The sequence below is a fragment of the Pacificoceanicola algae genome (genome assembly GCF_049341065.1).
In the GTDB taxonomy this organism is placed as follows: domain Bacteria; phylum Pseudomonadota; class Alphaproteobacteria; order Rhodobacterales; family Rhodobacteraceae; genus Pacificoceanicola.
Window position 1 is genome coordinate 33,694 of sequence record NZ_JBMPIX010000017.1, and the last position, 23,816, is coordinate 57,509.

At 59.5% G+C, this 23,816-nt stretch carries 22 protein-coding genes; 18 read left to right on the forward strand and 4 right to left on the reverse strand.

Translation table 11 applies throughout. The annotated features are described in order from the left end of the window. Positions 1–34: 34 nt before the first annotated feature. Genes ACOYQJ_RS19260 through ACOYQJ_RS19270 form a run of 3 tightly spaced genes read right to left on the reverse strand, consistent with a single transcriptional unit; the run spans position 35 to position 3,041 of the window. Positions 35–694, reverse strand: coding sequence for a TadE/TadG family type IV pilus assembly protein (locus ACOYQJ_RS19260; RefSeq protein ID WP_422907630.1), 660 nt, complete (start codon positions 692–694; stop codon positions 35–37). An 11-nt stretch (positions 695–705) separates the two neighbouring features. Beyond that, complete coding sequence (locus tag ACOYQJ_RS19265) at positions 706–1,242, reverse strand: TadE/TadG family type IV pilus assembly protein (protein WP_422907631.1); 537 nt, start codon at positions 1,240–1,242, stop codon at positions 706–708. Beyond that, entirely contained in the window at positions 1,239–3,041 is a 1,803-nt protein-coding gene (locus tag ACOYQJ_RS19270) for a pilus assembly protein TadG-related protein (RefSeq protein ID WP_422907632.1), read from the reverse strand. Before ACOYQJ_RS19270 ends, ACOYQJ_RS19265 begins: the two co-directional genes overlap by 4 nt. Positions 3,042–3,390: 349 nt before the next feature. Here ACOYQJ_RS19270 and ACOYQJ_RS19275 point away from each other — a divergent pair, with 349 nt between their 5' ends. The 16 genes from ACOYQJ_RS19275 (at position 3,391) to ACOYQJ_RS19350 (ending at position 21,408) form a co-directional block, all read left to right on the forward strand. After that, positions 3,391–4,827 (forward strand): Glu/Leu/Phe/Val family dehydrogenase, encoded by a 1,437-nt coding sequence (locus ACOYQJ_RS19275; protein ID WP_422907633.1) that lies wholly within the window; start codon positions 3,391–3,393, stop codon positions 4,825–4,827. 239 nt (positions 4,828–5,066) lie between these two features. Then, positions 5,067–6,971, forward strand: a complete 1,905-nt coding sequence (locus ACOYQJ_RS19280) for a TadE/TadG family type IV pilus assembly protein (RefSeq protein WP_422907634.1) — start codon at positions 5,067–5,069, stop codon at positions 6,969–6,971. Between the two features lie 216 nt (positions 6,972–7,187). Further along, positions 7,188–9,110: a pilus assembly protein TadG-related protein gene (locus ACOYQJ_RS19285; protein ID WP_422907635.1), complete on the forward strand. Its 1,923-nt coding sequence runs from the start codon at positions 7,188–7,190 to the stop codon at positions 9,108–9,110. Beyond that, positions 9,107–9,646 (forward strand): TadE/TadG family type IV pilus assembly protein, encoded by a 540-nt coding sequence (locus ACOYQJ_RS19290; RefSeq protein ID WP_422907636.1) that lies wholly within the window; start codon positions 9,107–9,109, stop codon positions 9,644–9,646. The genes ACOYQJ_RS19285 and ACOYQJ_RS19290 overlap by 4 nt, the downstream gene beginning before the upstream one ends. Before the next feature lie 5 nt (positions 9,647–9,651). Next, positions 9,652–10,209, forward strand: a complete 558-nt coding sequence (locus tag ACOYQJ_RS19295) for a TadE/TadG family type IV pilus assembly protein (protein WP_422907637.1) — start codon at positions 9,652–9,654, stop codon at positions 10,207–10,209. Between the two features lie 119 nt (positions 10,210–10,328). After that, the gene (locus ACOYQJ_RS19300) at positions 10,329–11,582 is read left to right on the forward strand and encodes a sarcosine oxidase subunit beta family protein (RefSeq protein ID WP_422907638.1); all 1,254 of its coding nucleotides are present in this window, start codon (positions 10,329–10,331) and stop codon (positions 11,580–11,582) included. 51 nt (positions 11,583–11,633) lie between these two features. Further along, positions 11,634–11,900 carry a sarcosine oxidase subunit delta gene (locus tag ACOYQJ_RS19305; RefSeq protein WP_422907639.1) on the forward strand — a complete coding sequence of 89 codons (267 nt, stop codon included), beginning with the start codon at positions 11,634–11,636 and terminating at the stop codon, positions 11,898–11,900. Beyond that, complete coding sequence (locus ACOYQJ_RS19310) at positions 11,890–14,826, forward strand: sarcosine oxidase subunit alpha family protein (protein WP_422907640.1); 2,937 nt, start codon at positions 11,890–11,892, stop codon at positions 14,824–14,826. The genes ACOYQJ_RS19305 and ACOYQJ_RS19310 overlap by 11 nt, the downstream gene beginning before the upstream one ends. Further along, positions 14,819–15,373, forward strand: coding sequence for a sarcosine oxidase subunit gamma (locus tag ACOYQJ_RS19315; protein WP_422907641.1), 555 nt, complete (start codon positions 14,819–14,821; stop codon positions 15,371–15,373). The genes ACOYQJ_RS19310 and ACOYQJ_RS19315 overlap by 8 nt, the downstream gene beginning before the upstream one ends. Positions 15,374–15,404: 31 nt before the next feature. After that, positions 15,405–15,680 (forward strand): hypothetical protein, encoded by a 276-nt coding sequence (locus tag ACOYQJ_RS19320; protein ID WP_422907642.1) that lies wholly within the window; start codon positions 15,405–15,407, stop codon positions 15,678–15,680. 168 nt (positions 15,681–15,848) lie between these two features. Then, the gene (dnaG, locus tag ACOYQJ_RS19325; protein WP_422907643.1) at positions 15,849–17,798 is read left to right on the forward strand and encodes a DNA primase; all 1,950 of its coding nucleotides are present in this window, start codon (positions 15,849–15,851) and stop codon (positions 17,796–17,798) included. A gap of 118 nt (positions 17,799–17,916) precedes the next feature. Then, complete coding sequence (gene rpoD / locus ACOYQJ_RS19330) at positions 17,917–19,899, forward strand: RNA polymerase sigma factor RpoD (protein ID WP_422907644.1); 1,983 nt, start codon at positions 17,917–17,919, stop codon at positions 19,897–19,899. Between the two features lie 4 nt (positions 19,900–19,903). Beyond that, entirely contained in the window at positions 19,904–20,185 is a 282-nt protein-coding gene (locus ACOYQJ_RS19335; RefSeq protein WP_422907645.1) for an HlyU family transcriptional regulator, read from the forward strand. Then, entirely contained in the window at positions 20,182–20,784 is a 603-nt protein-coding gene (locus ACOYQJ_RS19340; protein ID WP_422907646.1) for a hypothetical protein, read from the forward strand. The genes ACOYQJ_RS19335 and ACOYQJ_RS19340 overlap by 4 nt, the downstream gene beginning before the upstream one ends. 2 nt (positions 20,785–20,786) lie before the next feature. After that, the gene (locus tag ACOYQJ_RS19345) at positions 20,787–21,014 is read left to right on the forward strand and encodes an RND transporter (RefSeq protein ID WP_422907647.1); all 228 of its coding nucleotides are present in this window, start codon (positions 20,787–20,789) and stop codon (positions 21,012–21,014) included. Positions 21,015–21,156: 142 nt separating this feature from the next. Continuing rightward, positions 21,157–21,408: a hypothetical protein gene (locus ACOYQJ_RS19350; RefSeq protein ID WP_422907648.1), complete on the forward strand. Its 252-nt coding sequence runs from the start codon at positions 21,157–21,159 to the stop codon at positions 21,406–21,408. Here ACOYQJ_RS19350 and yghX read toward each other — a convergent pair. Beyond that, positions 21,405–22,310 carry a YghX family hydrolase gene (gene yghX, locus ACOYQJ_RS19355; RefSeq protein WP_422907649.1) on the reverse strand — a complete coding sequence of 302 codons (906 nt, stop codon included), beginning with the start codon at positions 22,308–22,310 and terminating at the stop codon, positions 21,405–21,407. The genes ACOYQJ_RS19350 and yghX overlap by 4 nt on opposite strands. Positions 22,311–22,401: 91 nt before the next feature. Here yghX and ACOYQJ_RS19360 point away from each other — a divergent pair, with 91 nt between their 5' ends. Further along, positions 22,402–22,806: a secondary thiamine-phosphate synthase enzyme YjbQ gene (locus ACOYQJ_RS19360; RefSeq protein WP_422907650.1), complete on the forward strand. Its 405-nt coding sequence runs from the start codon at positions 22,402–22,404 to the stop codon at positions 22,804–22,806. 81 nt (positions 22,807–22,887) lie between these two features. Next, positions 22,888–23,616, forward strand: coding sequence for a DUF1353 domain-containing protein (locus ACOYQJ_RS19365; protein ID WP_422907651.1), 729 nt, complete (start codon positions 22,888–22,890; stop codon positions 23,614–23,616). The last annotated feature ends 200 nt before the right edge of the window (positions 23,617–23,816 follow it).

Genomic DNA, 23,816 nt, shown 5'->3' on the forward strand with positions numbered 1-23,816 from the left:
GGAAGTGCGGTGCGGCCCAAAGGCCGCGCCGGGATTAGCAGGTGGTCGCGTTCTCGGCGTTGTTGTTGCAAAGTGAGCCGCCGGGCGCGTCCTGATCGCCGTTGCCCCAACCGTTGTTGCCGCCTTCAAGTGCAGCAATGACCATCTTGGGCGTATAACGCGGACGGGTAAAGCTGTAGGCCTTGATGACAAAGGGATCGAGACCAACCTTGAAGACCGGTTTATGGTCGTCCCAATTCTCGACAATGATCAACTGGTCGCCGTCCATCGCTGTGGGCAGGCGATCCTGATAGTTGCCCATGTCGCCCGCAACCAGCGCTGTCTGGTCACCGCGTGTGTCGGACCAGAGAAACTCCCAGTTGGCCTTCTTGGCGTCATATTCCACCAGCGTCAGCCGCAACGATGTGCCTGTTGCTTCTGCGCGGGTCAGCAGTTTGAGCAGCTCATAGGCGCTGTCGACATAGGTGTCGTCGACCGAGTCGGTTTCACGCGACAGCATGTCAGAGATCACGAAGTTGGCCTTTTGGTTCACCGATTGCTGGCGGAAGGCGTCAAAGTAGACCCAGCAGGCCGCAAAAAGCCACAGCAGCACGGGCATGACAATGATCGCTTCGAGCGTGACATAGCCCTCTTGATCGCGGCGAAAGCGTGCAACGGTCCGCGAGAGGAGACGGGTCGGGTTTTTGATAGACATGAATCCGTTCCTTAGCTGGGTTCGTGCACAAAGGCAGTGGTTGCGACGATGGCGGTATAGCCTGCCTCATCCTTGGCAAGGCTGGAGCTGAGCGTGCCTGCCGGGGTGATCGGCTGGTATTTGTAGCAGGCGCGCAGCAACATCATGGCCTGATCGCCGCCGCGATAGAAACCGCGTACCGGGTTCACCTCTTGGCTGACGTCGACGCAGTCGGCGGATGTGGCTGGCGCGCTCCAGGCCCGCATGTCCAGCGACACCATTTCGAGGCGCAGCATGTTTTCGCAATCCGGCAGAACCGCAGCTCCTTGGCAGATCTGAGCCTTGAGCTGGTCATGCGTCACGTTCGAGGCAACATCGAGCCGCAGATCGCGAACGGTGTCGTCAAGCGCACGCTCCAGCGCCGTTTGGCGGATGGTCACGGTGCCCAATTCGACCCCCGACAGGATCAGGCCTAGAAAGACCGGGGTCCAAAGGGCGAATGGCACAACCATGGAACCGCGTTCGTCCCGTGCAAAGGACTTGAGGGCATTCTTTACAAAACTAATCATTGGATCAACCTCAGGGTCTGTAGGGTCCGTGCGATCTGGCTGAAGGTACTGTCCAGCTCACTGCCTTGAACGTCGAAGTAATGTGCAGGAGACGAGGCGCAGTCGCTCATCGCGGCAAGTCCGCGTGCGGGGGCCTCAACGCCGATGGCGTAGATCACGACACCTTCGTTCTTGGCGGCCGAGCACACCGTCGACAGGAACCCATCCGCCTGATCGCCGTTCTGGATTTCCTCCCAGGCGTAGTAGGCGTCGACGTACTGGTTATAGGTCACTTTGCCTTTGGTATAAGCGAACCAGTAGAATTCGTTGCCGATGGCGCTGGTCTTAAGGCGTGCGTACAGCTCTTTGTTTTCCATCTGGCGCGGTCCGCCGCCTTGCGTGAAATCAAACAGCGATTGTGCTTCGCAATGCAGGAAGGAGGCGTTGCAGTTCGCATTGGCCACCGCCGTTGAACTGGGGTCCGCGCTGCCCGTCACGGTCGAGGCGACCGCGGCCGTCACGTCATAAAGCGCATCATCCAGCGTCCAGCTGTAGGGGGTGGTCTTGAACGCGCCCCACGGGTTTGTATTCATCAGGTGCGTCCAAAGGTAGACGTCAGCCGTGTCGCCCGGAAGGTCGACGATCTTGATCGAATAACGGTCGTCGCTCAGATCAGCGGTGCCGTGGTCATCGACCCAGACGTTGGAGGTGCCGTATTTGCGTTCGGGCTTGAGATCGAACTGCGAGGTGTTCTGGCCGTCCGTCATGACGACAATGAATTTCAGCGTCTCGCCATCCGAATAGTCGGCCGGGCGCGATGTCGGCGGAGCATCCATTTCACCAGCGCTGACCATCTGATCCATGATCGTGCGGGCCGAAGGATCAAGCAGGGCGGCGCCCCACTTCACGCCAAGGTCGATCGCCGTGTTGCCGCCTGCCGTCAGCGCATCGATCTGCGCTTTCAGGAAATCGGGGTCCGAGCTGTGCGGGATGATCCGGGCACTGTTGCCGGTCGGGCACCACGACTGAGTCGCCTCAGTGCCGCCGTCAAAGGGATCAAAGTGCGCGATTTGCGTCAACTGATCGATCGTGTTGACCGTCGGGGTGCTGTAATCCGACGCCTCGAAGGTAACGCAATGGGAAAACGGGTGGGCATCTTCGACGTTGAAATAGGCCGCAAGGTCTTCGCCCATGTTCACGGTCGCGCTGTAGGGAACAAGCGAGATCGAGACCAGAGAATTGACCGCATCGGCGGGCATCATCGTGTCGATAAAGGATTTGGCAGCTGTTTTCAGCTGTTCGATCTTGGTTCCGGTCATCGAGCCCGAAATGTCGAGCACCATCGAAATCTCGATATTGCCGACACCGTTCAGCGCGGTTGCCACACCAGAGGCGTTCAGCGTGTCGACGCCGATCAGCGACATCAGATGCGATGGCATGGTCACCTGACCCGAAGCCGTGACCTCGCGTTTGCCGACATCCTGCGTGACCTCAACCGACTGAAGCGCATCAGCTAGGCCCATGGCCGAGAAATATTCCTGTACCGTGGCGGTGGGGTCCATTTCGTTGTCGACATTGGCCGCAGCAAGAACCGCACGATCCAGCGTGTTCTGGATCTTGTTCCGCTTAAGCTCGGCATGGATCATGTCAATGCCGATACCGCCGAAGACCATCATCACCAAAGCCCCGGCAACAGCCAGATAGGACATGTTCCCGGCTTCGTCGGCCCAGAAACGTCCCAACCAACCGCCAGAGGCGGACTTGAAAGCGCGAGCCGGTAGAGCGGCCTCGTTCTTGAGCGCGTTCAAAACCTTTTTCATTTCGTTACCTTCCCCCCCAGGACAGCGCCTGGGCGTAAGCCACTATGCACACATTGCGATGAAGATTTTATGCCTAAGGATGAGGGCATAAATGGGGCGATTTGAAAGGCAATTTCCCTTATTTTTATGGGTTTTGGTGGACAGTTACGGATTGGCGAGGGCTTTGTTTCGCGGGCGGGAACAGGCGGGGCGAATTCTGCTTTTGTTCCGCGTCGCAAACCCTAAACTTGGGCAAAACAATGTTTGGGTCACAGCCCATGTCGCGTTAACCTGATTCCCATGGGAAGCGCGTTCCCTCCGAAATTCGGATCACATTTGATGTAACGCGCGAAAAAGGAGGACCCATTTTATGTCCGCAGCCCCGTCGAACGAACCGAGTTTTCGGGAATCCGTCGATCTGATGTACAATCGCGCCGTTGCATTGATGGATCTGCCGCCGGGGCTCGAGGAAAAGATACGCGTCTGCAACGCCACTTATACCGTGCGTTTTGGTGTGCGTCTTCGCGGGCAGATCCAGACCTTCGTCGGCTACCGCTCGGTTCATTCCGAACATATGGAGCCGGTCAAGGGCGGCATCCGCTTTGCTCTGGCGGTAAACCAGGATGAAGTCGAAGCCCTGGCAGCTTTGATGACCTACAAGTGTGCCTTGGTCGAAGCGCCCTTTGGCGGTTCAAAGGGGGGGCTTTGCGTCGATCCGCGCCAGTATGATGAACATGAGCTGGAACAGATCACCCGGCGTTTCGCCTATGAGCTGATCAAGCGCGATCTGATCCATCCCTCTCAGAACGTCCCGGCCCCCGACATGGGCACGGGCGAGCGTGAGATGGCCTGGATTTCGGACCAATACGCCCGGATGAACACCACGGACATCAACGCGCGCGCCTGCGTGACGGGCAAACCGTTGAACGCAGGGGGCATCGCTGGCCGGGTCGAGGCGACGGGCAGGGGGGTGCAATACGCTCTGCGCGAATTCTTCCGCTATGAAGAGGACAAGGCCGCCGCGGGTTTGGCCGGCAAGCTGGCGGGCAAGCGGGTCATCGTTCAGGGGCTGGGCAACGTGGGCTATCACGCGGCCAAGTTCCTGCGCGATGAAGACGGTGCCAAGATCATCGGGATCATCGAACACGACGGCGCCCTGTTCAATGAAGAGGGCCTGAACGTCGATGCGGTGCGCGACTGGATCGTCCGGCACGGCGGCGTCACCGGGTATCCCGACGCGGTCAATACGGCCGAGGGCGCAGAGGTGCTCGAGGCGGACTGCGACATCCTGATCCCCGCCGCGCTTGAAGGCGTCATCAACCTGTCGAATGCCCATAACATCAAAGCCAACCTGATCATCGAAGCCGCCAACGGTCCAATCACCGCCGGAGCGGATGACATCCTTCGCACCAAGGGGGTGGTGATCATTCCTGACATGTATGCCAATGCGGGCGGTGTGACGGTGTCCTACTTTGAATGGGTCAAGAACCTCAGCCACATTCGCTTTGGCCGAATGCAACGCCGTCAGGAAGAGTCGCGCCACCAACTTGTCATAGATGAGCTTGAGCGGCTTTCGTCGGATACAGGCATCGGTTGGACCCTGTCGCCGGACTTCAAGGAAAGGTATCTGCGAGGCGCTGATGAGCTTGAACTGGTGCGCTCGGGGCTCGATGACACGATGCGGATTGCCTATCAGGCCATGCGCGCGGTCTGGCATGGCCGGGACGATGTCACCGATCTGCGCACAGCGGCCTATATCGTCGCCATCGACCGAGTTGCCAAAAGCTATCGGGCAAAGGGCCTTTAGCCACGTTCCACCTATTATGTACTGGAAAAGGCGTTGCGGTCTGCGGCGCCTTTTTCTGTGGCGGTCTTACGGGTTCGAAACAACGCTTAATCAAATGCCGCGCGAAGTTAGATGAAATCCTAGGGGAAGTTCACTTTTTCGCCCCAATCCTGAACACATCCGTATCCGAATTCCTAACTAGCGTTGAATCTGTCGCGGCCTTCTTCGGGTCGCGAACAAGAACAACGGGAGTACCGGCCATGAAACTTGTTGGCGAGCCTAACCCGCGCTTCTTGGGGGAAGAAGACGGCAATATGACCATTTTTTCGGTCTTCATGGTGGTGTTGATCATCATGATCACCGGCGCTTCGGTGGACATCATGCGTAATGAGTCCGTCCGCACCAAAATGCAGGCGACCTTGGACCGCGCTGTGCTGGCCGCCGCTGACCTTGATCAGTTACAGGAACCCACGGGCGTCGTGTTGGATTATGTGGCCAAGGCCGGTCTGACAGATCACCTGACCTATCTTGATGTCCAGACCGCGCCCAATTCGCGGACGGTCACAGCGGCCAGCGCCGCCGACTTGGACACGATCTTTCTGCATATGTCGGGTTTCGACTCGCTCCGCGCAGGTGCGCTGAGCGCGGCGGATGAGCGGATCACCAATGTGGAAATTTCCATGGTGCTCGATATCTCGGGGTCCATGCGGTGGAATGACCGGATGACACGGCTCAAGCCGGCGGCAAAGGATTTTGTCGATAAGGTCATGAACGATGGCACCCACGGTGTGACAACGCTGAACCTGATCCCCTTCGCCGGACAGGTGAACCCAGGCGACATCATGTTCGACTATTTCCGCGGCGAACGTCCGAAGATCAAGCAGAACAACGGTTGGGGCAACGGCGATCAGGATGCCCCCGGCGGCTCGCTGTGTAACAATAATGCCGAGAATGCCGACGAAGGCGCGGCCGATCCCTCCTGCAGTTCAGGGGAGACTGCGCCCTACGTGCTGCCAACCGCCGATGGATTTTTCGACCCTTGGGCCGATGCGATTTCGAATATCGTGATCTATTTCGATACGGACGGCGACGACATCTATGATCGTGCCCACAAGATCGAAGGTTTCCCGGCGGACGCCCCACGGGATGCAGATGACTTCTTCCGCGGTGCTGTGGCCTATGCCGTGGCGGCGGACACTGAGATTACCGATCCCGCACAATTCCTTGGTATCTCGATCAGGGGTGGCCACGAAAAGAACCGTTATTTTCAGGTCAAGGGCGATCAGAACGGTCCGGCGTCGGATCTTGGCCCAACCAAGAACACCGGCAACATCCCCGGTGCAACCTTTCAGTACAGCTCGATCGACTATGCGCATTGGGAACAGTCCTATGTGTCCCCAAACCTGGCCCTGTACGACTCTGCCGCGCCCGCTCCGGAAGAGGTCAACGTGAACATGCCGGGGTCATGCATTGAGATTTACGACGACGAATTCAACACCAGTGCAATGCCGTTGTCCTCCGATTACGTGCCACACTTCAATTACTGGCCATATGAAGCAAGCGTCATGGATTGGGGCTGGTGCCCGGGTGAAGACACAGCCGTTCAATACTATTCCTCGGATGCGGAGCAATTGAAGACCTTTATCGAAGATATGCGGATGCATGACGGTACAGGCGCGCAATATGGCATGAAATATGCGCTGTCATTGCTTAACCCCGATACCCGGGAAGCCGTCAGCCACATGATTGCCGAAGGGCTTGTCGCACCGCAATTCGAGGGCCGTCCAATCAATTGGCAGGATCCTGAGACGGAAAAGTACATCGTGATGATGACGGATGGCAATGTCACCGAACAATACCGTCCGCTTGATCCCAAGGCTGCAATCAATGGCGAAGTTGCCCTGCAAACTCAGGGGAGTGGCACCTACGAGAAAATCTCCAACGCCTCGCACAATGTCGAAAACCTACACAAGCAATGTGACCTTGCCAAGGAATTGGGAGTGACCGTCTTTACGATAGCTTTCGAGACAAGCGAAAGCGCAGCTGCGGAAATGCGCTCCTGTGCATCGTCGGAAAGTCACTTCTTCCATGTTCAGGGTGAGGAGATTGCCGAGGCTTTCGACACCATTGCCCGCCAGATCAATAACCTGAGGCTGATCCAATGAGCGCGGTATTCCAAAAACAGAGCGGCCTATTCGAAAGCGTAGGCCCCCTAGTCACCCGCATATATGTAAATGACGTTAGGTTAACCCTTGAACCGTCCAAAGCCGTTAAATCGCGCCAACTCGGGCGCAAAGTTGCCCCAATCTTGTCCGATTCACCAAGCATTAACCTTTTCAACCCCGCAGCGAGTGAGGGGACGAATGCAAGGAATGCACGGCATGAAACGTTCAATGGATACAATCGACGCCTTCGTTCGGGACGAAGAGGGCAACGTAACGATCTTCTCGGTCTTCATGGTAATTCTGGTGCTCATCATCACGGGCGCATCGGTGGACATCATGCGTTTTGAAGCCACCCGTACCAAGATGCAGAGCTCCATGGACCGCGCGGTTCTGGCGGCGGCAGACCTGGATCAGAAACAAGACCCGGTTCTGGTGGTCAATGACTACATGAACAAATCGGGACTGGCGGGGGTCGTCGCGAATGTGACGGTCGAACAGGCCGCGAATGCGCGGACGGTGACCGCATCGGGCACCGGGGTCATGGACACCATCTTCCTGCATATGTCCGGTTTCGATACCTTGACCGCTCCGGCGATCAGCGCCGCTGAGGAAAAAATCTCGAACGTCGAGATTTCCATGGTGCTCGATATCTCCGGGTCGATGCGCTTTAACCAGCGGATGGACCGGATGCGCCCCGCAGCGCAGGCATTTGTGAACAAGGTCATGTCCGAAGACACCAACGGTGTGACCACGCTCAGCGTCGTTCCCTATGCCGGCCATGTGAACCCTGGCGACATCCTGTTCGACTACTTCCGTGGCAAGCGTCCGAAGATCAAGCACGAGAACAACGGTTGGGGCAACGGCGATCAGGACGCGCCCGGCAACTCGCTTTGCAACAACAACGCCGAAAATGCCGAAGAAGGTGCCGCTGATCCAAGCTGCGGCGGTGGCGCGACCGCAACGTCTTCCGGCGGCTATTTCGACAAGTGGAGCCAACCGATCGAAGACATGGTGTTCTATTTCGACACGGATGGCGACGGCATCTACGATATTGCCCACAAGATCAATAACTTCCCAACCGATGCACAGCGCGACGCAGATATGTTCTTTCGTGGGGCTGTGGCCTATCTCTTTAGCCAGGACAACAAGCTGACGCACGCAGATCAGTTCCTTGGTGCCTCTGTAAAAGGTGGCTCGCGGCAGGAAAACCCGACACGGTACTTCCAGGTCAAGGGCGACCAGAACGGCGCGGAAAGTGATCTTGGCCCGACGAAGCACAGGGGTAAGCGTCCCGGCGGAACCTTCTCGTACAGCCAAGTGAATTTCGAATACTGGGCGCAGTTCTACGAATCGCCGAACCCGCCGGTGACCGAAACCACTGTCGAAGAACCTGTGGCGGACGGCGCGGACTCGGATCAAAATATCAACATGCCGGGTTCCTGCATCGAGATCTACGACGACGAGTTCGCCACGACAGAGATGCCAAAATCCGACGATTATGTTCCGCATTTCATGTACTGGGACATCGACCGCGAAACGATGGACTGGGGCTGGTGCCCGAGCGAAAACGAAGCGGTGCAGTATTATTCTTCCGATCGTCAACACCTGGTGGATTTCATTGGCGGCCTGCGTCTGCATGACGGCACCGGTATCCAGTACGGCTTGAAATATGGCTTGGCACTTCTCGACCCGAACAACCGCGATGAGATGGGCTATCTGATCGAGGCCGGGCTCGTAGACCCCAGCTTTGAAGGCCGCCCGATCGACTGGAACGACCCGGAGACCGAGAAATACGTGGTCATCATGACCGACGGTCAGACCACCGACCAGTATCGCCCGACAGATCCGCGTGCCGCGATCAACGGTGAGGTCGAGTTGCAGAACCAAGGGTCTGGAAGCTCTTACAAAATGTCGAACACGTCGACCAACGTCAGCGACCTGATGCAACAGTGTGAACTGGCCAAATCCAAGGGTGTGACTGTCTTCACCATCGCCTTTGAAACCAACGCCGCTGCTGCTGCCGACATGTTGGCCTGTGCTTCCTCGCCCAGTCACCACTTCCACGTCCAAGGCGACGAAATTGCCGAAGCATTCGACGCGGTTGCCCGCCAGATCAACAACCTGAGGCTGATCCAATGATGATGTCACGTTTCCATAACCTGGCCCGACGTTTCCGCAGCGAAGAGGACGGCAACGCGACGGTCGAGTTCGCTGTCTACTTCACGGTCTTCTTCCTGTTGCTCGCAGCCGGTGTCGAGATCGCCTACATGAACCTTCGACACGCCATGCTTGAACGCGGTGTTGACCTCGCGACCCGGGAAATCCGTCTGAGCACGGGCCATATCCCGACCTACGAAGAGGTGCGCGGCATGATTTGCGAAAAGGCCACGATCCTCGACGATTGCGCCAACAACCTGCGTCTGGAAATGGTTCAGGTCGACCCCCGTGATTTCACGTCGGCACCTGTGGATGCTGATTGCCAGAACGCAGTTCAGGACCCGCATCCGGTGCGTAACTTTGTGCCCGGGCAGGACAACGAGCTGATGCTGGTGCGCGCCTGCCTGAAGTACAAGCCGATGCTGCCGACCACGTCGCTTGGCAAAAAACTCAACAAGGACGCCGAAGGATACGCCCAGATGGTCGTGACCTCCGCCTTCGTCCAGGAACCGAGGTAAGACCGATGTTGAAACAGCTTCTTTCCCGACTGAACAGCTTTCGCCGTGACGAGGCGGGCAATGTCACCATCGAGTCCCTGCTTTGGCTGCCTCTGATCATGACAATTCTGGCCGCGACCTTTTCGCTGCACGATGCCTTTCGATACAAGAGCCTGAACATCAAGGCCGCCTATACGATCTCGGACGCCCTGTCGCGTGAGACCGCCCCGATCGACGATGCCTATCTTGATGGCATGGTGGATCTGCTGTCCTACCTGACGCGCTCGGCGGGGCCTTACTCGCTGCGTGTGACGCTGGTGCGATACACCGATGCCGGTGGCGGCTATCAGGTGGAATGGTCGCAGACCCGCGGTGGCTTTGAGGCCATGACCGGCAGCGATCTGACAAACCTGTCCGCCAATCTGCCGAACATGCTGAACAACGAGCGCATCATCGTGGTTGAGACGCAGACCGAATATCGGCCGCCCTTCGTGGTGCCGGGTTTGAACACGGCAAACCTGTTCTACAACTTCGGGTTCACGCGTCCGCGCTTTGCTCCCAAGATCGTCTGGAGCGACGCCTGACGCCGCGGCTGTCGCGGACGGACCGGAGTTTGTCGAAAACAACGGGGGCACCGGACGGATTGCATTGATACTTCTGAACAGGGCTGGTTCACTGGCCCTGTTTTTTCTTGGAGGTGGCGATGCGTTTCTCGGGGCTCCGGGTTCTCAAGGAAGGGTTGACCGGCAACAAAGGCTGGACCCCGCACTGGCGTGACCCGTCGCCAAAGGATGAATACGACATCGTCATCATTGGCGGTGGCGGCCATGGTCTTGCCACGGCCTTTTATCTGGCCAAGGAACATGGGCTGACCAATGTTGCCGTGCTGGAAAAGGGGTATCTTGGCGGCGGCAACGTGGGGCGGAACACCACCATCGTGCGCGCCAACTACGGTCTGCCGGGCAACTCTGAATTCTATTCCCATTCGCTGAAACTGTGGGAGGGGATGGAGCAGGAGCTGAATTACAACGTGATGCATTCCCAACGCGGGATCATCAACCTGTTCCACTCGGACGGCGCGCGCGATGCGGCGGCGCGGCGCGGCAATGCCATGGTCAACCAAGGCGACGACGCGATCTTGCTGGACCGTGAGGGCGTGCGCAAACTGCTGCCCTATCTTGATCATGACAACATCCGCTTCCCGATTTACGGCGGTCTCTACCATCCGCGCGGCGGCACGGCCCGGCACGATGCGGTGGCCTGGGGCTATGCGCGCGGGGCAGACCAGCGCGGCGTGGACCTGATCCAGAACTGCGAAGTGACCGGCATCGATATCGAAAGCGGCTGCGTGACCGGCGTTCAGACCTCGCGCGGGGCGATCCGCGCCAAGAAGGTCGGGATTGTCGTGGCTGGACGCTCGGGGCTTGTGGCCGGGATGGCGGGGATGCGGCTGCCGATCGAAAGCCACGTCTTGCAGGCTTTCGTGACTGAAGGTCTGAAGCCGGTGATCGACCATGTGGTGACCTTCGGCATGGGGCATTTCTATATCAGCCAGTCCGACAAGGGCGGGTTGGTCTTTGGCGGTGATCTGGATTTCTATGCCTCCTACGCCGCGCGCGGCAACCTTCCCGGACAAGAGCACGTGATGGAGGCGGCGATGACGCTGATGCCGATGATCGGCAAGGCGCGGCTGTTGCGCAGCTGGGGCGGGATCATGGACATGTCGCCCGATGGCTCTCCGATCATCGACAAGACCGGAGTCGAGGGACTCTATCTGAACTGCGGCTGGTGCTACGGCGGCTTCAAGGCAGTGCCCGGCTCAGGCTTTAGTTTTGCCCATCTGATTGCGCAGGATCGACACCACGAACCGGCAGCGCGGTTCCGGCTGGACCGCTTCGAAACGGGTCGCGGCTTGATGGATGAAGAAGGCACCGGTGCGCAGCACAATCTGCACTGACGCGCAAGGCGAGGGCGGCACTTTGGGTATTTTGAAAGAGAAGAAGCTGGCATGAGATTACCTTGTCCAATCTGCGGCGAGCGGGACCGGCGCGAGTTTTATTATCAGGGCGCGGCAAGCCTGTTGGCGCGCCCGGAAGCCGAAGCTTCGGCGGAGGAATGGCATGCCTATCTGCACCTGCGCGACAACCCGGCAGGGCGTACCCAGGATCTTTGGTATCACGAGGCCGGCTGCGGTGCGTGGATGGTGGTGGACCGTGATACCCTGACCCACGAGGTGTTTGGCGCCGAATTGGTGGAGGCGAGCGATGCGGATTGACGGCAAGGGGCGGATTGACCGGAGCCGCCCTCTGGGCTTTCGCTTTGACGGGCGCAGCTATCAAGGATTTGCCGGGGATACGTTGGCCTCGGCGCTGATGGGCGAAGGGCAGCGGCTGATCGGGCGCAGTTTCAAGTACCACCGTCCACGCGGCGTGTTGACGGCCGGGTCGGAAGAACCCAACGCCTTGGTCACGGTGCGCAGCGGCGCGCGGGCCGACCCCAACACCCGCGCCACGGTGCAGGAACTTTACGAGGGGCTGGAGGCGCGCAGCCAGAACCGCTGGCCGTCGCTTGGTTTTGATCTGCTGGGTGTGAACGATCTGGCCGCGCCATTCTTTGGGGCAGGGTTTTATTACAAGACCTTCATGTGGCCCAAAGCCTTTTGGGAAAAGGTTTACGAGCCGATCATTCGTCGCGCGGCCGGACTGGGCGCGCTGTCGGGCGCTCCGGTGGAAGAGCGGTATGACCGGGCCTATGCTTTTTGCGATGTACTGGTCATCGGTGGGGGCGCGACAGGCCTGATGGCTGCTTTGGCCGCAGGGCGCGCCGGGGCCGATGTGGTTTTGTGCGATGAAGGCCTGCAGCTTGGCGGGCGTCTGTTGAACGAAGAGGAAGAGGTGGACGGCATTCCCGCGCATCTTTGGGCCGAAGAGATCGGCGCAGAGCTGGCGGCGATGGAAAATGTACGCATCATGACGCGCACCTCGGTCACCGGGGCCTATGATCAGGGAACCTATGGCGCCTTGCAGCGGGTCTCGCACCACCTTGCGGCGCCGGGGCAGCGCCCGTTGGAAACCTTCTGGCGGATCGTCGCCAAGCGCGCGGTGCTTTGCGCTGGCGCATTGGAGCGGCATGTCGCCTTTCAGGACAATGATCGCCCCGGCATCATGATGGCGGGGGCGATGCGGGCCTATCTGAACCGCTGGGGCGTGGTGGCTGGCAAGACCGTCGCGGTCTTTGGAAACAACGACGATGCGCATCGCACGGCGCGCGACTTGGCCGAGGCGGGCATGCATGTGGTTGGTCTGATCGACAGCCGCCATGACGCCGAAAACCTTGCCGGGGACGTACCGTTCTACCCCGGCGCACAGGTGACGCGCGGGCTTGGGCGGCAAGGTCTGGAAGGGGTCGCGCTGCGCCTGCCGAACGGTCGCGAAGAACGGCTCTCGGTTCAGGCGCTGGGCGTTTCAGGGGGGTGGAACCCCTCGGTGCATCTGGCTTGCCACATGAACGGCCGACCGGTGTGGAACGACGATATCCTGAGCTTCGTGCCTCGGGATGGAATGGTGCCGGGCATGACGGTGGCGGGGGCGGCGCGCGGATCGTTTTCAACGGCGCTCTGTCTGCAACAGGGTGCCGAAACCGGGTTGGAGGCCGCGCGGGCGCTGGGCCGCAAGGGCGATTTGCCTGACATCCCCGAGGCCGAGGATACGCCCTATCGTATAAGACGGCTTTGGGCGGTTGCGGGAAAGGCGCGCGCCTGGCTGGATTGCCAGAACGACGTGACGGTCAAGGATATCAAGCAGGCGGCGACGGAAAACTTCCGCTCGGTCGAGCATATGAAGCGCTATACCACGCAGGGTATGGCGACGGATCAGGGCAAGAATTCCAACGTTTCGGCTTTGGCCATTCTGGCCGATGCAACCGGGCGCGATATTCCCGAAACCGGCACGACGACGTTCCGCCCGCCCTACACGCCCGTTGCAATTGCCGCGATGGGGGCCGGGGCGCAGGGCAAGGGCTTTGCGCCGCAGCGGTTCACCACCTCGCATAAGGCCAGCGTCGAAAAAGGCGCGCCGATGGTCGAGGCCGGGCTTTGGTATCGGCCATCCTACTTTCCGCGACCGGGCGAAACCACATGGCGGCAAAGCTGTGACCGTGAGGTGCGCATGGTGCGCGAGGCGGTGGGCGTTTGCGATGTCTCGACGCTGGGCAAGATCGAACTGTTTGGCGCGGATGTCGGCCCGTTCCTCGATTTCGTCTATGCCAATATGTTCAGCACGCTCAAGGTAGGCCGGGTCCGCTATGGCCTGATGCTGCGCGAAGATGGGTATGTCATGGACGACGGCACCACCGCGCGGTTGAGTGAAAACCACTGGGTCATGACAACGACCACCGCTGCGGCGGGTTTGGTCATGCGGCATCTGGATTGGGTCAAACAGGCGTTTTGCGCCGGGATGGACGTCCGGTTTACCTCGGCCACGGAGCAATGGGCGCAATTTGCCGTCGCCGGCCCGAAATCGCGCGACCTGCTGAACGGCGTGCTGGACCGCGCCATCGACGATGAGGGCTTGCCCTTCATGGCCTGCGGCGCGGTGTCGGTGATGGGCGTGGCGGGGCGTCTGTTCCGGATCTCCTTCTCGGGGGAGCATGCCTATGAGATCGCTGTGCCCGCCCGCTATGGCGACAGCCTGTTCCGCACGCTTGTCGCACGGGCCGAGGCGATGCAGGGCGGCGCCTATGGGATGGAGGCGCTGAACGTTTTGCGGATCGAAAAGGGCCATATCACCCATTCTGAAATCCATGGGCGGACCACCGCGTTTGATATCGGCTTTCAGCGCATGCTGAGCACCAAAAAGGATTTCATCGGCAAGGCGATGGCCGCCCGCCCCGGGTTGCTGGACCCATCGCGCGAGCAACTGGTTGGGTTGCGCCCTGTCGGCGCGATCAAGATGATCCCGGCGGGGGCGCATCTATTTGAACAGGGGGCCGAGCCGGTGCGCGCGAATGACCTTGGCTATGTCACCAGCACCGGGTTTTCCCCAACTCTGGACGAGGTGCGGGCGCTTGGCTTTTTGCGCAGTGGCCCTGCGCGGCATGGCGATACGGTGAAGCTGGTGGATCATCTGCGCGGGGTGGAAACGCTGTGCGAAGTAACCGATCCGGTGGCTTTTGATCAGGCGGGAGGGCGGCTTCGTGGCTGAACTTATGGCACTCAGCCCTTGCGCGGGGCTGCTTCCGAAAACGCATGGGCGGTGGACGCTGAGCGAGGTGGATCCGGGGCACCTGACATGGCTTTCACCCTTCAAAGGGCAGCGTGCCGCGCTGAGCGCCGCCTTGCAGCAGGCGCACGGGCTTGACTGGCCCGAGGTCGGAAAAGTGAGCCAAGGCCAACAGGCACGATGCCTTTGGGTCGGCAGGGATCAGGCCATGCTGATGGGCCCGGCGCCTGACGAAACGCTGAAGGGCCACGCGGCAGTCAGTGCGCAGTCGGACGGTTGGTCCGTGCTTCGCCTGGAGGGCGCGGGTGGTGATCAGGTCTTGGCACGCCTGGTGCCGGTGGATCTGCGTGTCGCTGTTTTTGCGCCCGGCGACGTAGCGCGCACGCAATGCCTGCATGTGAACGTGACGGTGATGCGGGACAGTGACGAGGCGATCGTCATTCTCGGGTTCCGCTCGATGGCCGAAACCTTGATACACGAGATCGAGAGCGCAATGGTATCGGTTGCCGCCCAAGGCAACGCGGGCTAGATAGCCTGTTGTTCAAATTGGGAGAGTTCCGATGCGTTTGCCGTTGATTTTTGCCTGTTCCTTGATGCTTGCGACACCAGCGATCGCGCAAGAGGCGGTGGCCGACTGCGATGCGCAACTTGTCGTCGTGATGAAGGCTGTGGACGCGCGCCGGGCGGGAGACAGCGCCGGAAAGGCCAAGCGGGTCTTGCGCAAGGAATACGGGCGCACGGCGGCGGATATGCTGGTCGAATTTGTCTATAGCGTGCCCGAAGCGCAGCTGGGCGAGATTGAAGGCGCCTATCGCACACAATGCGAAGCCATGTGAGGCGGGCGTGATCGAAAAGGGGCGCCTTTCGGCGCGCCTGATATCTCGTCGTTGGCCTTTGGCCGCCTCCTCGGGTGGGTGCCCGTGGCTTGGGGACGCGCAAAATCTCTGGGGACAGATTGGTTTGGGTTCTGGACTCGGGCGCGTACAGGGCCAATATAGATCACCATGAGCTTGCCCCCCGGATTCCTGGACGAATTGCGTACCCGCACCAGCATGGCCCAAGTGGCCGGGCGCAAAGTGATGTGGGATAACCGCAAGTCCAATCAGGGCAAAGGCGACCTATGGGCGCCGTGCCCTTTCCATCAGGAAAAGTCCGCGTCTTTTCATGTGGATGACCGGAAGGGGTATTACTATTGCTTCGGTTGTCAGGCCAAGGGTGACGCGATTTCCTTTGTGCGTGAAACGGAGAATGTCGGCTTTATGGAAGCCATTGAAATCCTTGCCCAAGAGGCCGGGATGGAGGTTCCAAAACAGGACCCCAAGGCGCAGGAAAAGGCCGATCGCCGGACGCTTTTGGTCGAGGTTATGGAGCAGGCGGTGCAGTTCTTCCGGCTGCAGTTGAAGCGAGGCGGGGCCGAGGCCGCGCGGGCCTATCTGCAAAAGCGCGGTCTGGACGAGGGCGCGCTTGAGCGGTTCGAGATCGGCTTTGCGCCGCCGGGTTGGGAGAACCTGCGCGAACATCTGAAGGGCAAAGGCGTCCCGATTGATCTGATGCTGGGTGCCGGGCTTGTGAAGGCCTCGGACAAGGGGCGCGAGCCCTATGATGTGTTCCGCGACCGGATCATGTTCCCGATCCGGGACGCGCGGGGGCGGGCGATTGCCTTTGGCGGACGCGCCATGGACCCCAACGATAACGCCAAGTACCTGAATTCTCCGGAAACCGCGCTGTTCGACAAGTCGCGCAACCTGTACAACCTGCGCCCGGCGCGTGAGGCCAGTGGCAAAGGTCAGCCCTTGGTCGTGGCCGAGGGCTATATGGATGTGATCGCGCTGAGCGAGGCAGGGTTTGGTGCCTCGGTCGCGCCGCTGGGAACGGCGGTGACAGAGCCGCAGTTGCAGTTGATGTGGCGGCTGAGCGATGAGCCGATCATTGCGCTGGATGGCGACAAGGCGGGTCTGCGCGCCGCCTACCGTGTGATCGATCTGGCGCTGCCGTTGCTTGAGGCCGGTAAGGGATTGCGCTTTGCGATAATGCCCGAAGGTCAGGATCCCGACGATCTGTTGCGCAAAAAGGGGCCTGATGCAGTGCGCGCCGTGCTTGAGGCGGCGATGCCCATGGTTGGCCTTCTGTGGCGGCAGGAAACCGAAGGGCGGGTCTTTGACAGTCCGGAACGCAAGGCCGCGCTGGACAAGGAACTGCGTGCCCGAATTGCCAAGATTCAGGACCCGTCTCTGCGCCATCACTATGGGCAGGAAATCAAGGAACTGCGCTATGAGTTGTTCCGCACCAAACGCTCTGGCAATCAAGGGCAGGGGACATGGAAAAAGCGGGATTGGCGCGCGCCGCCTCCGGCCTCGCCGGGGGCCAAGTCTTCTTTGCTGGTACTTGGGGGGGAAAGCGCCGAGATGCAGATGCGCGAAGCGGTGGTGCTGGGCGCCATCCTTTCGGCCCCGGAAATCGCAGCGGAATTCGACACCCGGCTGGAAGCGATGCCTTGTAGCGACGGCCAGATCGCGCTGCTTCGGGACGTGATCTTGCGCAGCATTGGAGCTGAGGACCAGATGCGGGCCAATGCTGAAGAGGCAATTGGCGCCGAAGCCCTTGAAACCCTGCTATCGGCGCGCCATCTGCAGGTGGTGCCTTGTATTCGCCGCCCCGGCGATGCCGAGTTGTCGCGTATGACTGTGGCCGAAGAGCTGGCCAAACTGGACGCGCATCAGGGGTGGCAGGCGGAATTGTCCGAGGCTGAAGAAGACCTTGAGGAATTGGCCGATGAGGCTGTCACATGGCGTTTGGCCCAAGCTGCGCAAGCACGCGCGCAGGCTGGACGCGTGAATGAAGAGGATGATGCAGAGTTCGATGTGGGTCCGAATGGCGCCCATATCGACAAATCCGAACGCAGCGCACTTGATTCGCTTCTGTCACAGATTCGATTTGATAAGTCGCAGCGCTAGCTTTGCAGAAGAAACCGTAAGGAAAACAGGGTAAACGGGATCGCGAATCACTCGAACGTTCTGATGATTCGTGTTAACGAATCACTTTGCGACCCGAATCCCCGACGAGGAGAGCCTGATGGCCGCCAAGGATAACGACGACGCCAAGCCCCAGGATCAGGACGAGGATGTCAGCCTCGACATGAGCCAGGCCGCGGTCAAGAAGATGATCGCTGAGGCCCGTGAACGTGGTTACATCACCTACGATCAGTTGAATGCGGTGCTGCCGCCCGATCAGGTCAGTTCGGACCAGATCGAGGATGTGATGTCCATGCTTTCGGAGATGGGCATTCAGGTCACCGAAGACGACGAAGAAGCCGAAGACGACGATAAAGGCACGACTGATCTGGTCGAAACCAAGAAACCGGGTGAAATCACGCTTGCGGGCAGTGGCTCGGAAAAGTTGGATCGCACCGACGACCCCGTACGCATGTACCTGCGCGAGATGGGCAGCGTCGAGTTGCTGTCGCGTGAGGGCGAGATCGCGATTGCCAAGCGCATCGAGGCCGGCCGCAACACGATGATTCTTGGGCTGTGCGAAAGCCCGCTGACCTTCCAGGCGATCACCATCTGGCGCGAGGAACTTCTTAGCGAAGATATTCTGCTGCGCGATGTGATCGACCTCGAGACGACCTTTTCGGGCCAAATGGGCGAAGATGGTGATGTCGAAGAGCCGGTGGTCGATACCTCGGGCGTCGAAACCACCAAGGACCAGTCCAGTCAGCCGGAACTGGACGCTGACGGCAATCCCATCGCCTCAGACGACGATGATGACGACGACGAGCAGGCCAACATGTCGCTTGCAGCCATGGAAACCGCGCTCAAGCCGCGGGTTCTGGAAACGCTGGATCGCATCGCTCAGGACTATGAAGAACTGGCCGAGATGCAGGACAGCCGGATTTCGGCGACCCTGAACGAGGACAACAGCTTTAGCACCGGCGACGAAGAGCGTTATCAGAAACTGCGCGGCGAGATCGTTGTGCTGGTGAATGAACTTCACCTGCATAACAACCGGATCGAAGCGCTGATTGACCAGCTTTACGGCATCAACAAACGCATCATGTCCATCGACAGCGCCATGGTGAAGCTGGCCGATCAGGCCCGCATCAACCGTCGCGAATTCGTCGAGGAATACCGTGGCCACGAGCTGGACCCGAACTGGCTTGAGCGCATGGGCGAAAAGTCCGGGCGCGGCTGGCAGATGTTTATCGAACGCTCGACCGACAAGGTCGAGGAACTGCGCGCCGACATGGCGCAGGTCGGTCAGTATGTTGGTCTCGATATCAGCGAATTCCGCCGGATCGTCGGTCAGGTTCAAAAGGGCGAGAAAGAAGCCCGCCAAGCCAAGAAGGAAATGGTCGAGGCGAACCTGCGTCTGGTTATCTCGATCGCCAAGAAATACACCAACCGCGGTCTGCAATTCCTTGATCTCATTCAGGAAGGCAATATCGGCCTGATGAAGGCCGTGGACAAGTTCGAATATCGTCGTGGCTACAAGTTCAGCACCTACGCGACATGGTGGATCCGTCAGGCGATCACCCGCTCCATCGCCGATCAGGCGCGCACGATCCGTATTCCGGTGCACATGATCGAAACGATCAACAAGCTGGTCCGCACAGGCCGCCAGATGTTGCACGAGATCGGCCGCGAACCGACGCCCGAGGAACTGGCCGAGAAGCTGCAAATGCCGCTCGAAAAGGTTCGCAAGGTGATGAAGATCGCCAAAGAGCCAATTTCTCTGGAAACGCCGATTGGCGACGAGGAAGACAGCCAGCTTGGCGATTTCATCGAGGACAAGAACGCGGTTCTGCCCCTCGACAGCGCCATTCAGGAAAACCTCAAGGAGACGACCACGCGGGTGCTTTCCTCGCTCACGCCGCGCGAGGAGCGCGTGCTGCGGATGCGCTTCGGCATCGGCATGAACACGGACCACACCCTCGAAGAGGTCGGTCAGCAGTTCAGCGTGACCCGCGAACGTATCCGCCAGATCGAGGCCAAGGCGCTGCGCAAGCTCAAGCATCCGAGCCGCTCGCGCAAGCTGCGATCCTTCCTGGACCAGTAAGCCCGTGTCGCTCTGGAAGAAACTGTTCGGCGGCGGCGAAGCTGCAAAGGCTCCTGCCGCCGAAGCCCTTGAATACGAAGGGTTCCGCATCACGCCGGAGCCAATCGACGAAGGCGGCCAGTACCGCGTCTGCGCTGTGATCGAGCGCGAGATGGACGGTGAGACGAAGACCCATCGTCTGATCCGCGCCGACCTGATCCGCGAGTATGACGTCTGCGTCGAGGCTTCGGTGAACAAGGCGAAGCAGATGATCGACCAGATGGGTATGGGGCTGTTCCGGGCATGAGCGTCGGGGCGGCGAGGGGCGCGGCAAACGCCCGGAGCCGCCGTCCCGCTTGGTTGAGCGGTTTTTTCGCCCTGCTCAGCCTCTGCATCATGGTCATCGGCTTCGTTCCGGCCTTCCTCGATATGGCCGGATATCCCTTCCTGCCTTCGCTGGCCTGGATGGCGGCGATGGGCGATATCGCGACTCCCGTCGGTCTCATTTGCGCGCTGGCGATCAGCTGGATCCTGTTCGCAACGCGCGAGAGCAACACCTACTTCAGGGGAGTTAGCCCCAACAGGCTGTTCCTCCAGCTCTTCTGGACGACACTGATGATGTGGGCCTGCGCCTACAACGTTCTGCTGTTCGGCTGGCCCATTGCACGGGCGTTGGTGTCAGACGAAGACGTCCGGCTGGAGTTCGTGGTCCGGCGCGATCCGGGCTACAGTGACAGGAAATGTCGGCGGAGGGTCGAGCTGGAGGGGCTGCCCTGGACGTCTGACCGCCTGTGCTTCGTGCCTGCCGAGGTCTTCGACGCCGTCAAGCGTGGCGACCGGGTTGCGGTCATCGGGCATGGAACATCGGATGGCGTCTTCTTCGATGATGTCGAACGCTTGCGGTGAGTTTGCTGCGCCGCATCCTGGAGGCTCTGAACTGGCCCGTCCTGCTCTTTCTCTGTGCCACGCTGGGCCTCGCGCCCTTCCGTCCTGAGCCTCATATCTGGGAAAAATTGAAGATGTTGGGCCAAGGCGATCTGAGCCGTGCTGTCGACATTTTCGACCTCGTCCTGCATGGCCTGCCGTGGGTGTTTCTCCTTTTGAAACTGGTGCTAGCCCGGCGGGACTCGGAGTAGGCGAACCCGGAGTCAACGGTTTACCGCCTAGGCAATAACGGGGTGAATTTGCTGCATTTTGCGCGAGACCCAAAGCTGATCTGCACCTTTTCTGGGGAACCTGTCTGTTACAACCGCGTTGAGCACACAGGAGGCCAAGTCCATGAAAAAGACCGCACTATCCACTTTCGCCCTGCTTTTTGCCGCTGCCGGAGCCGTGGCCGCCACCGATGTGCTCTTGGTCGATACCCCGACCGTGATCGAGATCGAGGTGGACGCCGCGGACCTGGCCCGCTGTCAGGAAACACTGGCGCAGGTCGCTCAGATGCCGGTTGTCACTGACAATGGCTCAGCGACCTGGTTCAGCAATGCAGGCGACCTGCCTCAGGTCGCCTGCGTTCTCAAGGATACTTAGGACAGATGTTCGTTGAAAAAGGCGATTGTCCGATCCCACGCCAATTCCGCTGTCGCTTCATCATAGCGGGGCGTTGAATCGTTGTGAAAGCCGTGGTTCACGCCGGGATAGATGTACGCGGTGTATTCTTTGCCATGTTCCTTGAGGGCCGCCTCATAGGCGGGCCAGCCTTCGTTGATCCGTTCATCCAGCTCAGCGTATTGCAACAATAGGGGCGCCTGAATGCGTGGCACATCCGAGGCCGAGGGCTGTCGACCGTAAAACGGCACCGAAGCGCTCAGTTCCGGGTAGGCCACCGCAAGGGCGTTGCACACACCTCCGCCATAGCAAAAGCCAACGCAGCCGACCTTGCCGGTCGTGTCGTCATGGCCTGCCATGAACTCGTAGGCGGCGAAGAAATCGTTCATCAGCTTTTCGCCATCTACAGTGCGCTGCAGTTCGCGTCCTTCGGCGTCGTTGCCGGGATAGCCGCCGACCGAAGTCAGACCGTCTGGTGCCAAAGCGATGAAGCCAGCTTTGGCCACCCGTCGCGCGACGTCCTCGATATAGGGGTTCAGCCCTCGGTTTTCGTGCACAACCACAACGGCGGGCAGGGGGCCAGTGGCATTCGCGGGCTTGACCAGATAGCCGTGCACCTCACCGTGCCCATTGGGCGACGGGTATGTGATATATTCTGGGGATATGTCGGGATCGTTGAAGCTGACCTGCTCGGCCAAGGCATAGTTGGGTGACAACATGTTGAGTAAGGTCAAGGCGGTTACGCTACCCACGGCGAATTTTCCGGCGCGATCCAGAAATTCGCGTTTGGAAATCTTGCCGTGCGCGTAGTAGTCGTAAAGGTCGAGCAGTTCCTGGTCGAAATCAGCCGCAGTCATGCGGCGTTGGGGGGATTGGTCGTTCATTATCGCAGTCTCCCTGATTGGGGCCGTTGATCCGGTGCCCGTTGAGTGACAGGGATGTTAGGGCGGTTTTGACCTTGGGGAAGCCTTCTTGATGCAAAAGACCTTCACAATCTCGACACGGGGGCAGGGGCTGTATGGATTTACCGGTCAGGTCGCCGATTGGGTGCGCGGAACCGGACTTCTGACGCTGTTCATTCGTCACACCTCGGCCAGCCTTGTGATCCAGGAAAACGCCGATCCTGAAGTGCAAAGCGATCTTCTGGCCTATTTTCAAAAGCTCGTTCCACCTGCGACCGACCCATCGATGTCCTATCTGACCCATACCTATGAAGGGCCAGACGACATGCCCGCGCATATCAAGGCCGCAATCCTGCCGGTATCGCTTGGTATTCCGGTAACTGATGGGCGGCTTGCTTTGGGCACCTGGCAGGGGATTTACTTGTTTGAGCATCGCAGCGCCCCGCATTCGCGTCAGGTGGTGGCGCATCTGGGATAGGACTGGAATCTCCTACTTGCTGGTTGGCTCAGGTTTGCTAGGCTCAAGGCCATTATGAAACAAAGGGTTGTTGGTTAGCTCATGGGTTTTCCGCATCGCACCACTGTTGTTGTCATAGGACTGGCCTTGGCTGGGGCGGTGGGCTTTGGTGTGCCCGAATATCTGTCGAGCCGCGGTCAGATTGGCGGCGCCGCTTGTCTGGGGCCGGGCAAGGACGGCAAGCTTTGCCGTTTTATCGGGGGACCGATCGAGATGGCGGGTAGCCCTGTTTTCGTTGAGAAATTCCAGCACGCTTTTCTGCCAACCACGCGCAAGATCGATTTCGTCGACGGGTTTGGGCAAACTTGGACGGCGCCGCCCAAAACGCTGACCGACGGAGCCTCAATCCCCACCCTGTTCGAGCCTTTCATGGGCGACAGGCAGAGCCGTGAATACCTAGAGGCAGCCGCCTTGCACGACGCCTATTGCGGCGTCGGCAACGAAGAGCTCGAGACGTTCCAGACCAAGCCCTGGGAAGAAGTTCATCGCATGTTTTATGAGGCACTGCTGGTCGCGGGCACGCCTCCTGCAAAGGCCAAGATCATGTTCGCCGCGGTCTATCTGGGCGGGCCACGTTGGGATGATCCCGAGCGTTCACTGGAAGGCGTCGATTCAGAGGCGCTGAAACGCGAAATGGAATGGTGCCTGAAATGGATCCGCGAAACTGACCCGGATGCGGATGAAATTGTGGCCTGGATGAAGGCGCGCGAGACGGCTTTGAAATCAGGCGACAGCTCGAAACCTGATTATTTGCAGCAACGCGGGATCTGACCTGCTTTAGCCAAGTCTTGGCCTCATTGCGCTTGGGGTCAAATTTGGTGACGTGGATTGGCATATGCCGCCGGCTAGTCTTTTGCCAAATCCAACCCTTTGGGGAAGCTTGGGAACTGAGTCCCTTTCGCCACGTTCGGTTGTGTCACCATCTAGCGGCTGAAAATGACCACTACCCAAAACTTTGGGACTGACCTATA

Excerpts from the sequence above, each read along its gene's own strand:
- ACOYQJ_RS19360 (WP_422907650.1), top strand. The coding sequence starts at position 22,402 with ATGCAAAAGACCTTCACAATCTCGACACGGGGGCAGGGGCTGTATGGA.
- ACOYQJ_RS19340 (WP_422907646.1), top strand. The coding sequence starts at position 20,182 with ATGAGCGTCGGGGCGGCGAGGGGCGCGGCAAACGCCCGGAGCCGCCGT.
- ACOYQJ_RS19320 (WP_422907642.1), top strand. The coding sequence starts at position 15,405 with ATGCGTTTGCCGTTGATTTTTGCCTGTTCCTTGATGCTTGCGACACCA.
- ACOYQJ_RS19280 (WP_422907634.1), top strand. The coding sequence starts at position 5,067 with ATGAAACTTGTTGGCGAGCCTAACCCGCGCTTCTTGGGGGAAGAAGAC.
- rpoD (WP_422907644.1), top strand. The coding sequence starts at position 17,917 with ATGGCCGCCAAGGATAACGACGACGCCAAGCCCCAGGATCAGGACGAG.
- ACOYQJ_RS19305 (WP_422907639.1), top strand. The coding sequence starts at position 11,634 with ATGAGATTACCTTGTCCAATCTGCGGCGAGCGGGACCGGCGCGAGTTT.
- ACOYQJ_RS19300 (WP_422907638.1), top strand. The coding sequence starts at position 10,329 with ATGCGTTTCTCGGGGCTCCGGGTTCTCAAGGAAGGGTTGACCGGCAAC.
- ACOYQJ_RS19285 (WP_422907635.1), top strand. The coding sequence starts at position 7,188 with ATGAAACGTTCAATGGATACAATCGACGCCTTCGTTCGGGACGAAGAG.
- ACOYQJ_RS19260 (WP_422907630.1), bottom strand. The coding sequence starts at position 694 with ATGTCTATCAAAAACCCGACCCGTCTCCTCTCGCGGACCGTTGCACGC.
- dnaG (WP_422907643.1), top strand. The coding sequence starts at position 15,849 with ATGAGCTTGCCCCCCGGATTCCTGGACGAATTGCGTACCCGCACCAGC.
- ACOYQJ_RS19365 (WP_422907651.1), top strand. The coding sequence starts at position 22,888 with ATGGGTTTTCCGCATCGCACCACTGTTGTTGTCATAGGACTGGCCTTG.
- ACOYQJ_RS19350 (WP_422907648.1), top strand. The coding sequence starts at position 21,157 with ATGAAAAAGACCGCACTATCCACTTTCGCCCTGCTTTTTGCCGCTGCC.
- ACOYQJ_RS19275 (WP_422907633.1), top strand. The coding sequence starts at position 3,391 with ATGTCCGCAGCCCCGTCGAACGAACCGAGTTTTCGGGAATCCGTCGAT.
- ACOYQJ_RS19290 (WP_422907636.1), top strand. The coding sequence starts at position 9,107 with ATGATGATGTCACGTTTCCATAACCTGGCCCGACGTTTCCGCAGCGAA.
- ACOYQJ_RS19310 (WP_422907640.1), top strand. The coding sequence starts at position 11,890 with ATGCGGATTGACGGCAAGGGGCGGATTGACCGGAGCCGCCCTCTGGGC.
- ACOYQJ_RS19265 (WP_422907631.1), bottom strand. The coding sequence starts at position 1,242 with ATGATTAGTTTTGTAAAGAATGCCCTCAAGTCCTTTGCACGGGACGAA.
- yghX (WP_422907649.1), bottom strand. The coding sequence starts at position 22,310 with ATGAACGACCAATCCCCCCAACGCCGCATGACTGCGGCTGATTTCGAC.
- ACOYQJ_RS19270 (WP_422907632.1), bottom strand. The coding sequence starts at position 3,041 with ATGAAAAAGGTTTTGAACGCGCTCAAGAACGAGGCCGCTCTACCGGCT.
- ACOYQJ_RS19295 (WP_422907637.1), top strand. The coding sequence starts at position 9,652 with ATGTTGAAACAGCTTCTTTCCCGACTGAACAGCTTTCGCCGTGACGAG.